The organism is Kovacikia sp. CALU 1929 (assembly GCF_056784235.1).
In genome coordinates, this window is the sequence record NZ_JBXBCF010000065.1 from 162,589 (window position 1) to 174,723 (window position 12,135).

The window sequence follows — 12,135 nt, forward strand, 5'->3', positions numbered from 1 at the left end:
TTCTTCTAGCAACTAAAACCCAACAACCAATAACTAACAACCCCTTCCCCCTACTCCTCCTGCTTCATCATCTGCTCGACAAAGTTCGTATACACGTCTCCTCTTTGAAAGTCTGGGTTTTCCAGGATCTTTTGATGGAAGGCAATGGTGGTCGGTAAGCCAGTGATGGCACATTCGCGCAGGGCGCGGCGCATGCGACGAAGGGCGGCAGGGCGATCGCTGCCCCAAACGATCAGTTTGCCGATCAGGGAGTCGTAGTAGGGGGGAATTTCGTAATCCGTATATACATGGGAGTCCATTCTGACACCGGGGCCACTGGGTGGCAGATAGCCGCTGATCCGACCAGGATTTGGGCGAAAGTTGTGGTCGGGATCTTCAGCGTTAATGCGGCATTCAATTGCATGCCCCCGAAGCACGACTTGATCCTGAGTCAGGCTCAATCGTTCTCCCTGAGCAATCCGAATTTGCTCGGCAATCAGATCTAAGCCAGTGATCATCTCGGTAACGGGATGCTCAACCTGAATGCGAGTATTCATTTCCATAAAGTAAAATTCACCAGATTGATCCAGCAAAAATTCGACGGTTCCCGCACCGACATAGCTGATTGCCTTTGCCGCCAGCACAGCAGCAGTGCCCATCTTCTCCCGCAGGATTGGGGTCAGGGCTGGGCTAGGGGCTTCTTCCAGTAACTTCTGATGCCGCCGCTGAATCGAACATTCCCGCTCACCCAGGTGAATGACGTTGCCGTAACTATCTGCAAGGATTTGAAACTCGATGTGACGTGGTTTCTGGACAAACTTCTCCAGGTAAACACCGGGATTACCAAAGGCGGCTTCTGCCTCTCCCTGGGCAGCGGCAAACAGTTTGCTCAGATCCCCCTCTTCATGCACCAGGCGCATCCCCCGTCCGCCGCCGCCAGCAGTTGCTTTGATGATGATGGGGTAACCAATTTTATCGGCGATCGCCCGTGCCTCTGCTTCATCGGTCAGCAATCCAGCACTACCGGGCACGGTAGGCACGCCCACTCGCTGCATCGTTTTTTTCGCCGTGGATTTGTCACCCATAGCGCGAATTGCCTCAGGGGAGGGACCAATAAAAACGATTTGATGATCCGCGCAAATCTCGGCAAAGCGGGCGTTTTCTGCCAGGAATCCATAACCTGGATGGATAGCGGTAGCATTGCGAGTCAGGGCAGCCGCAATAATGTTTGGGATGTTGAGGTAACTTTTGCTACTGGGAGGTTCACCAATACAAACCGCTTCATCTGCCAGTTCTACATGAAGGGAATGGCGGTCAATGGTCGAATGGACAGCAACGGTAGCGATCCCCATCTCCTCACAGGTACGGAGAATCCTTAAAGCTATCTCTCCGCGATTCGCAATCAAGATTTTTGAAAATTGCATCTTTTATTCATTCATTCCGTATTCAGTAGAATAGACGGTTCCGAGGATCGCTTGGAAGGGGATTGGGCAAAATGATGCGGGATCAGGGGTGAGAAGGTGGTGTAGGGGTGAGGGGTGTTAGGCTTCGACGTAAGCGCTCAGCCGAACGGGGTGAGGAGGGGGACTAAAACTCAAAACTCTTAACTCTAAAACTCCTTTGCCCCTCTGCTCTCTCCTGCCTAAAGTTCTACTCTTCACATTGACAGTCATCCTGTAGGTGAAACATAACGGCAGGCGCGAGTCCGCCCCAGAGGGGGGTATTCACATTTGCAGTTCTGAGGGCATCAGCGGTCCAGGAGTTGCAGGTCTTAAACATGGAGTATTTGCCGTTGGCGGCATAGAAGCCGCTCTCACCATCCTGTCCGTTTCCCAGGCGGAGCTTTTTACCCTGGGAATCTGCTTCAAAGGAAGCCTCTATATATTTCATGAGTGCCAGGTAGTCAGTCTGGCTGAGGCTGAGACATTTGAGCTTTTCACCGGCATAGTGGGGAACAGTGGAATGACCTTTAACGAACATGGCGGAAGGATTTTGCAACAACAATGCTCGGAGGGCGCTGGTGTAATTCATTTCTGACCAGGAAGGCGTTTCCATGTAAAAGATACGATCGCCCCATCCAAATTGGAGATAACGGTAATCTCTGGCTGAACGATTACCCACGTTGTCCAGATCCAGGTGTTTACGCCAATCGAAGGCATTAGAGGACACCGGGACAATCAGGTTTGTATGCATCACATCGCCGGAGACGTAGATTTTAAGTCCGCAGTCTCCTTGGGGTGGAAGGCTACCCCACTTGCGGGGGGTGATGGCTGCGATCGCCAGCACAACCAAAACCGTCAAAATGCTACCAGACACGTACAAACCAAACCGCCTTAGAACAACTGCGTAGTCCATCCACAAATTCTTTTACATGAATCCATCATGCAGCCTGAAAAGTTGATTTCTGCATTACATAAAATTAACTTCTGTATAAAGCTTTTGAGGTGAATGGAACAGAGACGCAGAGTTCTATGTGCTGATAAGGGTCAAATTCAGCACTTACCAGACTAAGTAATAGTGGTGCGAAAGCCAAATTTGCCCTCTCGCTGCCCTCTACCAAGGGGACAAGAAGCAAGAGTTGTAGCTCACTTTTTCTACAAAAAAAGAAGTCAGTTTAAAAATCCCTCTCCTGTGGGAGAAGGATTTGGAGTGAGGATAAACTGATTCACAAGGGTTGCAATGCTAATCAAGAGGCAAATCTACAGCAAGCAAATTTAATTGGAGCAAACCTCCAGTCAGTCAGATCTGTGTGGAACATTTGAGCCAAGAATTCTGCTGGAAATGGCGCTTGCCCTCACTAACTAACAATTCGACGCTCAAGATACTGCCCAATCATTTGCTCTTCACCGGCACGGGAAATGATTGTCTGTCGAGTTCGGTATTTGGTACCTATTAGCTTAATCTCTTCTTCAAATGTCGATCCGCTGTACTCGGTTCTTAAGCGCATGGTGTTTTGATCGGGGAAGGTGAATAGGGCAGTGATGGGTTTAGTGGTTGCAAAGCCGCGATCGCGATACAGCTTCTCACCCAGCACTCCAAACACCGTAGAACCCGTCAGTTGCTTCTTGCTAGGTCCGGCATAGTTACTTTCCCAGGTGGTTAATGCTCCGCAGACCATTGCCGCCTGGTCAGTTAGCTCGTGCACTTGAGCAAGACGTATTAATTCAGCGTTTCCCTGCTCCAGGAAGCGAACAGTCAACGAGCTTACAACTTCCTGGGTTTCGCCATTATGCAAGGTGTAATAACGCCGCTCAGAATGCCAGTCACCCTCCGATCGCCGGAAAAAATCATTTACCAGAGCTTCTAAAGATGTCTGTGTAGGCTGAATCGGGAAAGACATGGACATGAACCTCATGAGAGTAGTAGTGACATATCAATCAATGCACCTAGTCAAGCTGGGTACAAAAAACGTTACATTTCCGATACCATACTACCTTTTTTCCAGGAATTGAGAAGACTATACCGCCTGTCTTTATTCTAAAGAAGGCGCAATAGGTTGCACACCCTTGGAGATCTTGAGTGGATCCGGCAGAATAGATTCTGGAAACTCCATACTCTGGAAACCGCAGACGCTGGAAATTTCACCATTCAATTTAGGATCGCTATAGCGCCTGCTCAAGTAAACACTCTGGAGGTCTTGATGGACTCCATTCAACAGTTTCAGCAATTTTTTGATGCCTGCGTGGGTACCTGGATTACCGAACGTACTTACCACTACTTGACCGATCAAGTGGTTGAGCGATCGCATACCGAGTTTGTGATTCAAGCGATTACTTCAGACATTAAAACAAAAGTTTTGTCAGATAACGGGTACGCGATGCCTGCCAAAATTGATAGTCTGCCAGGGTATCACCTCGCCTTTGAAACGGTATCCGAAAAGGGTGAAAAAGCTGCCCATGCGCTGAACATGCTATTTGTTTACCAGCCGTCTGGTTCCCTGATTTTAGAAGGGGACTATCTGCGCGATCGCGCCTATGAAGAATCTCGACCGATGATTGCCCGGTTTCGTTTCGATCCAGAAAAGCGAGAATTGCTGATGACCACAACTTACACCCGTGTGGTGTCAGTAGACTCTATTACTCTGATTAATCCCCATTTACGTATCCGCCGAATCCTCAACTACCGTCGTCCAGATACCGGGCAACCATTAGAGGAAGTTGTTCTGGTAGGCTTTGGAGTTGAACAAAAAGCAGCCTGAAAGCGCCTGATCACCCATTTTCAAATAGCTATGGTTGGGGCGTATTGATTTGATCAGATAGCTCCTCAATCATAGAATGAAACGTTACTCTACTGGTCTTGCCTGATGCGTAAGGTGATTCTTTTCATTGCCTGTAGTTTAGATGGCTACATTGCCAGAACTTCCGGTGAAGTAGATTGGCTGTTTACAGATCAGGACTACGGGTATAACGAATTTCTCAAGCGGATTGATACAGTCATCATGGGACGACTCACCTACGAACAGGTGTTAACCTTTCGTGAGTATCCCTATAAGGATGCTGAAGGATGGGTCTTTTCCCGATCGCGCAACGGAGGAAATCGGGATGAACACGTACAGTTTACCTCAGACAATCCGACGCAGTTGATCACTCAGTTGAAGCAACAACCGGGAAAAGACATCTGGCTAGTCGGTGGGGCTGAACTAATTCAGTCCTTTCTGCAACAGAATTTGATTGATGAGTTTATCATTTCAATTCTCCCCATCATCCTGGGTGACGGTATTCCATTGTTCCGTGCGCCTCTACCAACCCTGAACCTGAACTTTCAGCAAGCTGAAACTTTTGATACTGGACTAATCCAGCTTACTTATCACAATAGTCCCAAGCGCTACACGGCTAAATAACGACGCAGGAAGCTTTCCAAGGTTTCTAGCTGGAAGCCAAAAACAGACTCTAAATGCTCAGTCTCTGCCGCTGAACAGAAAAACTCATTTGCCAGTAAAGTCCGCAGGGTGCCTAAGGATGTCCGTAATTTGGGATTAAACCATCCGATCGTTCCCCGCACTCCATCAAATGCCAACAGGGGCGGATTTAGAATCAGCGGATCCCGATTAAACACCCGGCTAAAGATTTTCGGAATTTCTCCCCGTTTTAAGATTTCAGGACCCCCTACGGGCAAAATTTGGTTTCGTGCGCCTTCCTTATAAACTGAATCGATCGCAATTCGTGCCAGATCGTCAGTGCTAACAATGGATGAACGGTTCTGCGGATCGCCAATCAACAGATAGATACCCGTCTGCCGGAAGCGCTCCGCCAGCGGCAGCAGGTTAGAAGCAAACCCAGAGGGACGCAAAATCGTATAGTTCAAGCCACTGGCTTGCAAATACTTTTCCACTGCCCGCTTTGCTTTAAACACTGGGGCATCCTCGTATCCTCGATCGGCTCCTAGAACAGAGATAAACACAAAGTGCTGCACCCCTGCCGCTTTCGCCTGGTCAATCAACTCAATATTTGCCTGGTAGTCGAGCGATTCCGCATCGCCGCCAGAGGTCTCATTAGAGCCGTGGGCACTGATGACATATTGCACACCCTGGCAGGCTTTTTCGATATCGCGATCGCGAAGCAAATCCCCAATAAAAATCTCTGCGCCCCGATGCTCCAGTTCTGCGTGATGAGATGTAAGCCGGACAAACGCCCTTACCGGCAATTCCCGCTCACGCAGTAACCGCACCATTCGACGACCCAGCCCTCCGGTTGCTCCAGTAACTAAAAACATGGTTGTTAGTTGTTGTTGATTGTTGGCTGCTATCTAAAGCTAACAATTAACTCCCACAGATTGCACAAAAGTTAGTACTTGAGATGTAGGTTTAGGTGGGGCAACAGAATAAGTGTGATATAAAAAGAAATTCTTCCATTTCAACTCCAATCGAGGAGTTCATTTCGTACCAGGAACTATCGTTCCGATACTCATCTTTTTCCCATCTCTGTTTCCATGCCGGAAATCCGCTTTCAAATTTAGTGGCCCGACGGGTCCTCAGGACATCTGCTATTCGCCTTCCCTAGTGGTTGAAGAATATTTCACACCGGGCAATCAGTATGCATTAGAGGATTTCGTCGAGCGATCGCAGGCAGCACTCCGCATTGCCAGCGATCGGGTTCAGGCAAAGTATGAATTTCCCTGTGGATTGGCGTTAGGGCAGTGACAGACAATTGAGGCAAAAGCAACCCAATATCGCCAATTCTCCCAACCCGTTGTGCAGTTTATCCATTTTCTTAAATAGGCACAAGCCTTCAATCTTAAGAAAAAGCCTCGCTCTACGGAGTTCTAACCACCAGCGGACAGTCTCTCTTCCAATCCAGATAGGAACGCTAGGTACATCTGCATAGATAGCAATTCTTATTCAAATGAGGCAAAGCCCGTTGGCAGAGGATCGGGAATGTACCTCATACCTGGGAAAACCACTTTACAGCAGTTTGGGGAAATTCTTCAGGTTGTTTGATTGCCCTTAATAGAGCGGTGAATAAGCCGGCAGGGCCACAGGAACGCCCCACAAAGACTAACTCCTGCAATGACGGCAACCACTTGCCATTCCCCAGGGGATGGTTCATCCGCGGATGAAGAATGCGCCTCTGCATTGTCATCTAATTCTGATACAGAACGAGATAGCTGACTGGCAGCATTCACCCCCTCAATCACGGCTCCGATGAAATACGCTATCAGGGCAATGCCTAGCCAGTGGTTCATGATGAGGTTAGCATCCGGGGGGAAATCTGGGAAAGGGCGATCGCTGACTATATATTAACGACTGCCCTGCTCAATGGTTAGTTTCCCTTCAGCAATATCACGAATCAAAGGAAGTTTTGCATGGATGTAACGATCAAGGCTATGGGCAGCCTGGGCATCAATCGCCTGCTGAGTTTTGAACCGATTGAGAAGCAATTGGACTAAGGCAGAGTCATCAAACTGAAGCAGGGTGCTGACTTGTGTAGACTCGATTACAGCCCAAAGCTGTTGCATCATTCTGGCAGTCACCATGAGTCTTTCCTCTTAAGGATTTCTTTATATTCCCATCCTTCCCCAAATTAGGATTAATTTCTGTCCTATCTGTTATGAATCAACACACTCTTTCAGACCATTAGATTCAGACCATTAGATACTCACGCACTTGACCCCGGTTTCGACGCAGGCGAGTCAAAGCTTGATTCTCAATCTGGCGTACCCGCTCACGGCTCAACCCCAGGCGTTGACCAATTTCCTGTAAACTTTGTGCCTCGTTGCCCGCCAACCCAAAACGTAACGTAATCACTTCCTGCTGACGCTGGGGTAACTCTGCCAGTAATTTTTGGATATCCTGGCGGAGTGCCTCAGTCGTTGTGTAATCCTCAGGGGTGGGGCTGTCATCTTTCAACCATTCCACCAACTCTGTTTCCTGATTCTCCCCAAATCGAATCTCCAGCGAAATGGGTTGGCGGGTCAGGACCAAACATTCTCTAACCTTAGAGATCTCCAACTCTAAAGCCGTAGCAATTTCTAATGAGGTTGCCTTCCGCCCAAATTGTTGAGACAGGTGTCTTTGAGTCTGCCGAATTTTGCTCAGCCGATCATAAACATGGATGGGGATACGGATGGTTCGACCCTGTTGGGCGATCGCGCGGGTTATTCCCTGACGAATCCACCAGTAAACATAAGTCGATAATTTATAACCTTGTAGAGGATCAAACTTTTCGATACCCCGCTCCAAACCCAGGGTTCCTTCCTGAATTAAATCCAAAAGCTCAACACCTCGTCTCTGGTACTTTTTGGCGACAGAAACTACCAGGCGCAGGTTTGCTTCAACCATTTTGCGTTTTGCCCGCTGTCCACTCGTCAGAACGGAGGTTAACTCCTGCTCCTCCAGGTTAGCTTCCTGTGCCCATACAGCAGTGCTGGGTTCACAACCCGCTGTTTCTGTCAGGGTGTCGCGCATCCCCCTTAAAGCCATCATTTGCTGAACTTGCTTACCATAGGTAACTTCCTGGTCTTTGGTCAGTAAAGGGATTTGAGCAATTTCAAGCAGATAGGTTCGGACCATATCTTGGCTTACATTCACAGTCCAACCTCTCTTCTTTGAAGGAACTTTTCTCAAAAATGGGAGCTTGCTAGGCAGACAGTCCCTCGATCCACTCGGCATCTAGATTCACTACCCCAAACAGAAAGCGTGAATACATTGAGCAGGTGCCTTCATTATGAGCGATATTGCAGCAATTCAATCGATCGCCGATCTCGACGGTAGTCTTTCATAGATCCTGTGCTAGGCTACTATCACAGATTATTTTCGGCTGTGTAATTCGTTTTTTAAGCGTTTCTCCGAATCTAACTCTCTGCACGCTCTGATTCTGGAGATAATTCATGTCTATTTACGTCGGAAATCTGTCCTATGAGGTCACCCAGGATGATCTCACCCAAGCTTTTGGAGAATACGGAACCGTTAAGCGGATTCAATTGCCTACTGATCGGGAGACAGGGCGTTTGAGAGGGTTTGCTTTTGTAGAAATGGAGACTGAGGCAGAGGAAGAATCTGCGATCGAAGCCTTAGACGGAGCCGAATGGATGGGGCGTGACCTGAAAGTGAACAAAGCCAGACCCCGCGAAGAGAGAAAGCCTTCAGGCGGTGGGAACTGGTCAAACAATAATCGATCTTCTCGGCGTTACTAGCGGCTGGAATCTAAGGATTGTAACTCTGTAGTCTTGGAGGGCAGGCGAAGAGTCTGCCCTTTTTTTAGGGTTTGCACAACCCTTATTAATGCGATCGAAGTTCAGTTCATTGACGAGGAAACAGGATGGCTCAAGTAATTCTGGGCGAAGACGAAGGAATTGAGTCAGCTTTACGGCGGTTCAAGCGAGTCGTTTCTAAAGCGGGGATTTTTCCAGACATGAGGAAGCATCGCCATTTTGAAACACCAATTGAAAAGCGCAAGCGAAAAGCCATTGCCAAGCATAAGCAGCGCCGGAGGCGGTCTTAATGAATATCCAGGAGCTTCTGAGTCGGTATGCTGCTGGGCAAAGAGATTTTAGAAATCTGAATCTGATGGCTGCCAATTTGAGGAATATGAATTTAAGGGGTGCCAACCTGAGCGGTGCCAACTTGACTAAGGCAAACTTGACTCGCACCAATCTGGCAAATGCAAATTTGACCGAAGCGAACCTAACCGGAGCAAACTTAACCACCACCAATTTGAGTGGGGCAAATTTAACCAAGGCGAACTTAAGCGAGGCGAACCTGGATGAAGCGATCCTGAAGCACGCCTATCTACAAGGAGCGATTTTACCAGACGGGATCAATTATGCTGCCATCTCCGATCGCCTCAGAACGTCTTCTTGAAAACCAGGGAACCAAATTGGTTCTTCCAGCCAGGGGCAGCTCTGCCATCGCGGCGGCTTCAATTGTCAGAGCAACCAGGTCTTCCCGCTCCAGGTGGTGAACGTTTTGTTTTCCGCAAGCGCGAGTGATGGTCGTCAGTTCCATCGTTAAGGTCTGCAAATAGATTTTGAGATGGCGAGCACCTACTTCGGGGATCAAACGCTGCTCCAGTATGGGATCTGGGTAGTGATTCCGACCGGGCATTTGTCCGCGTGGCAAGGGTGACAGTAACCCGGTGCCGTTGCGATCGCGGCATAATCCTCAATCGCAGAATGGTACGCACCATCCTTTAAGTGGGGAAGTTTTTTCTTGGCACCCAGTCCACGAATTTCATAGAAACTGTGGGCAGCAGCGTTGTGGATGTAGTTGAGGATGGAGCGATCGTAACCAGCCGATTCTTCGAAAGAAAGGGATTGATTGGGTTGAGGATTGTGTGTACTCATAAACAGATGCAAACCAGAACTTTTATTCAGCCAACCAGCACAACTCTTCGCCGATTCCCTGTTCCTTGCTGTATAAAACGTCTCAAAACCTTCTGCCACTGGCAGGGTTTCACGATATTCTTGACTTAAAGCCTATCGAAACCTTCCTGGGTTCAGTTCTAGTAGTCTGCCAAGCAGATTTTGAAGGGTTGCAAACCCTTCAAACCACCGCAAATCGGTTTTTCTGGGTTTAGATTACCAGGCAAAGTTCCTTTGGTGAACCACTGGGCTTTGACCGTTAAGGATTTTTAGATAGGCTTTTAGCCTGTCCCTAGCAGCGTATGGAGAAAGCAAATGCAGACAACGGCAGAAGAGAAAACGAATCCTCTTGCTGGCAAACCTGCTCCTGAGAATATCCTGATTGACGTTGAGAAGCTTTTAGACGAGTATTACACGATTCATCCCGATCCTGAGAATCCCCTCCAGCAAGTTAGTTTTGGCACCTCAGGACATCGTGGCTCATCTGCCAATGGAACATTCAATGAAGATCATATTCTGGCAGTTTCTCAGGCGGTGGCAGAATATCGCAAAAGCAAGGGGATTGATGGTCCGCTCTATATGGGAATCGATACCCATGCCCTCTCCATCCCTGCTCAAAAGTCAGCTTTAGAGGTTCTGGCAGCTAATGAGGTCGAGGTCTACATTGCCGCTGGGGAAGGGAACGCTCAGTTTACCCCTACGCCAACCGTGTCCCATGCAATTCTGACCTATAACCGAGGTAGAGTGGATGGTTTAGCCGATGGCATCATCATCACTCCTTCCCACAACCCCCCGGCTGATGGTGGCTTCAAGTATAATCCTCCCTCTGGGGGACCCGCGGGGACAGAGATTACCAAATGGGTACAGGCTCGTGCCAACGAGTTGATGGCAGCCAAAAACCGGGATGTCAAACGCATTCCCTATGAGCAAGCGCTCAAGGCTTCCACCACCCATCGGTTTGACTTTATTACGCCCTACGTCAACGATCTGGAAACGGTTGTGGACATGGAAGCCATTCGTGCAGCGGGGATTCGGATTGGGGTTGACCCCTTGGGTGGCTCCAATATCGGTTACTGGGAGCCGATCTCCGAACGTTATGGCTTAAACATTACCGTTGTCAACCAGGTCGTTGACCCCACTTTTCGCTTCATGACCGTTGATTGGGACGGCAAAATTCGGATGGACTGCTCTTCTCCCTACGCGATGGCAAGCCTGGTGAAGATTAAAGATGAGTATGATATTGCGTTTGGTAACGATACGGATTCCGATCGCCACGGCATTGTCACCCCTAGTGTGGGCTTGATGAACCCCAACCACTTTCTCTCTGTTGCCATCTGGTATCTGTTTACTAACCGCAGCGGCTGGTCATCCACTAGCGCGATCGGTAAAACCCTGGTCAGTAGTAATATGATTGACCGGGTTGCGAAGGAGATTGGGCGGCAAGTCTGTGAGGTGCCGGTTGGCTTTAAGTGGTTTGTCGAGGGGCTGCTGGATGGCTCCTTTGGATTTGGTGGTGAAGAAAGTGCCGGGGCTTCCTTCCTGCGTATGAATGGCACCGTCTGGACAACCGATAAAGATGGTCCAATTATGGATCTGCTGGCAGCCGAGATTACCGCCCGAACCGACAAAGATCCTGGTTTGCACTACCAGGACTTAACAGCAAAACTGGGCAAGCCGTTTTACAAACGTATTGATTCTCCAGCAACCCCTGAACAAAAATCTCGTCTGGGTAAACTGTCCCCAGAGGATGTCAAAGCAGTGACCCTGGCGGGGGATTCGATTACTGCTCGGTTAACCAATGCACCTGGCAATCAGGCGGCGATCGGAGGCTTAAAAGTAACCACAGAAAACGGCTGGTTTGCCGCCCGCCCATCGGGTACAGAAAATGTGTGCAAGGTCTATGCCGAAAGCTTCAAGAGTGAAGATCATCTGGAGCAGATTTTGCAAGAGGCACAGGAGATTGTTGCGAATGTGGTTTAGTTGGAAGGAGTCATTGGTCATTGGTCACTGGTAGAGCAATCTAGAAGTTTCGCAACGTAGATTGGGTAGAGCACCAGCGAAACCTAACGCTTCCAATGCCTTGATGTTGCAAAATTAAATGTCCACTACAACTAGTGGTCTGTCAAGAATTACTTTGGGGGTTGAAAACCTCCAAAGTAATAACTTCTTTCTAAATCCCAGACTCAGAAATTCAAGGCTGACAAGCCACCAGTCAGTAGTCGTGCGAATTTTAAGGAGTTAGAAGCCCTAAGGTTGCTTATCTTACGGGGTTTTTGACTCCTTTTTCAGGGATTGAATCTATTTACGATTCCTGCTCCCTATGCTCTACCACCCTCCGCCCAATTCCTGACACGATCC

Annotated in this window: 16 protein-coding genes; 7 read left to right on the plus strand and 9 right to left on the minus strand. The window is 48.7% G+C overall.

Going from position 1 to position 12,135, the window contains the following annotated elements; translation table 11 throughout:
• Positions 1-50: 50 nt before the first annotated feature.
• From accC to AC1S52_RS12415, 3 genes are all read right to left on the minus strand, one after another.
• Positions 51-1,403, minus strand: a complete 1,353-nt coding sequence (gene accC / locus AC1S52_RS12405; protein WP_482029322.1) for an acetyl-CoA carboxylase biotin carboxylase subunit — start codon at positions 1,401-1,403, stop codon at positions 51-53.
• A 226-nt stretch (positions 1,404-1,629) separates the two neighbouring features.
• Entirely contained in the window at positions 1,630-2,334 is a 705-nt protein-coding gene (locus tag AC1S52_RS12410; RefSeq protein ID WP_482029323.1) for a TIGR02117 family protein, read from the minus strand.
• 442 nt (positions 2,335-2,776) lie between these two features.
• Positions 2,777-3,319, minus strand: a complete 543-nt coding sequence (locus tag AC1S52_RS12415; RefSeq protein WP_482029324.1) for a phycobiliprotein lyase — start codon at positions 3,317-3,319, stop codon at positions 2,777-2,779.
• 300 nt (positions 3,320-3,619) lie between these two features.
• Between AC1S52_RS12415 and AC1S52_RS12420 the strand changes: the two genes are divergently transcribed.
• On the plus strand, positions 3,620-4,177 hold the full coding sequence (locus AC1S52_RS12420) for a phycobiliprotein lyase (protein ID WP_482029325.1): 558 nt from the start codon (positions 3,620-3,622) through the stop codon (positions 4,175-4,177).
• Positions 4,178-4,282: 105 nt separating this feature from the next.
• Positions 4,283-4,819, plus strand: a complete 537-nt coding sequence (locus AC1S52_RS12425) for a dihydrofolate reductase family protein (protein WP_482029326.1) — start codon at positions 4,283-4,285, stop codon at positions 4,817-4,819.
• Here AC1S52_RS12425 and AC1S52_RS12430 read toward each other — a convergent pair.
• Entirely contained in the window at positions 4,804-5,691 is an 888-nt protein-coding gene (locus AC1S52_RS12430; protein WP_482029327.1) for an SDR family oxidoreductase, read from the minus strand. The genes AC1S52_RS12425 and AC1S52_RS12430 overlap by 16 nt on opposite strands.
• Before the next feature lie 286 nt (positions 5,692-5,977).
• On the opposite strand from AC1S52_RS12430, the gene AC1S52_RS12435 reads away from it, so the two are divergent.
• Positions 5,978-6,118, plus strand: a complete 141-nt coding sequence (locus tag AC1S52_RS12435) for a hypothetical protein (RefSeq protein WP_482029328.1) — start codon at positions 5,978-5,980, stop codon at positions 6,116-6,118.
• Positions 6,119-6,402: 284 nt separating this feature from the next.
• Here the strand turns inward: AC1S52_RS12435 and AC1S52_RS12440 are convergent, their stop codons facing one another.
• The 3 genes from AC1S52_RS12440 to AC1S52_RS12450 all read right to left on the minus strand — a co-directional run bounded on the left by AC1S52_RS12440 (position 6,403) and on the right by AC1S52_RS12450 (position 8,005).
• Positions 6,403-6,660: a hypothetical protein gene (locus AC1S52_RS12440; RefSeq protein WP_482029329.1), complete on the minus strand. Its 258-nt coding sequence runs from the start codon at positions 6,658-6,660 to the stop codon at positions 6,403-6,405.
• 54 nt (positions 6,661-6,714) lie between these two features.
• Positions 6,715-6,951, minus strand: a complete 237-nt coding sequence (locus tag AC1S52_RS12445) for a hypothetical protein (RefSeq protein WP_482029330.1) — start codon at positions 6,949-6,951, stop codon at positions 6,715-6,717.
• Positions 6,952-7,057: 106 nt separating this feature from the next.
• On the minus strand, positions 7,058-8,005 hold the full coding sequence (locus AC1S52_RS12450; RefSeq protein ID WP_482029331.1) for an RNA polymerase sigma factor, RpoD/SigA family: 948 nt from the start codon (positions 8,003-8,005) through the stop codon (positions 7,058-7,060).
• Between the two features lie 299 nt (positions 8,006-8,304).
• On the opposite strand from AC1S52_RS12450, the gene AC1S52_RS12455 reads away from it, so the two are divergent.
• From AC1S52_RS12455 to AC1S52_RS12465, 3 genes are all read left to right on the plus strand, one after another.
• Positions 8,305-8,610 (plus strand): RNA recognition motif domain-containing protein, encoded by a 306-nt coding sequence (locus tag AC1S52_RS12455; protein WP_482029332.1) that lies wholly within the window; start codon positions 8,305-8,307, stop codon positions 8,608-8,610.
• Between the two features lie 125 nt (positions 8,611-8,735).
• Complete coding sequence (rpsU, locus tag AC1S52_RS12460) at positions 8,736-8,918, plus strand: 30S ribosomal protein S21 (protein WP_482029333.1); 183 nt, start codon at positions 8,736-8,738, stop codon at positions 8,916-8,918.
• A complete protein-coding gene (locus AC1S52_RS12465) occupies positions 8,918-9,277 on the plus strand; it encodes a pentapeptide repeat-containing protein (protein ID WP_482029334.1) in 360 nt (119 codons plus the stop codon). Before rpsU ends, AC1S52_RS12465 begins: the two co-directional genes overlap by 1 nt.
• Here the strand turns inward: AC1S52_RS12465 and AC1S52_RS12470 are convergent.
• Both AC1S52_RS12470 and AC1S52_RS12475 read right to left on the minus strand, forming a co-directional pair.
• Positions 9,221-9,475: a hypothetical protein gene (locus tag AC1S52_RS12470; protein WP_482029335.1), complete on the minus strand. Its 255-nt coding sequence runs from the start codon at positions 9,473-9,475 to the stop codon at positions 9,221-9,223. The two genes, AC1S52_RS12465 and AC1S52_RS12470, sit on opposite strands and share 57 nt — an antisense overlap.
• Entirely contained in the window at positions 9,472-9,759 is a 288-nt protein-coding gene (locus AC1S52_RS12475) for a hypothetical protein (RefSeq protein WP_482029336.1), read from the minus strand. Before AC1S52_RS12475 ends, AC1S52_RS12470 begins: the two co-directional genes overlap by 4 nt.
• Before the next feature lie 333 nt (positions 9,760-10,092).
• Here AC1S52_RS12475 and pgm point away from each other — a divergent pair, with 333 nt between their 5' ends.
• Positions 10,093-11,757, plus strand: coding sequence for a phosphoglucomutase (alpha-D-glucose-1,6-bisphosphate-dependent) (pgm, locus tag AC1S52_RS12480; protein ID WP_482029337.1), 1,665 nt, complete (start codon positions 10,093-10,095; stop codon positions 11,755-11,757).
• Positions 11,758-12,135: the final 378 nt, after the last annotated feature.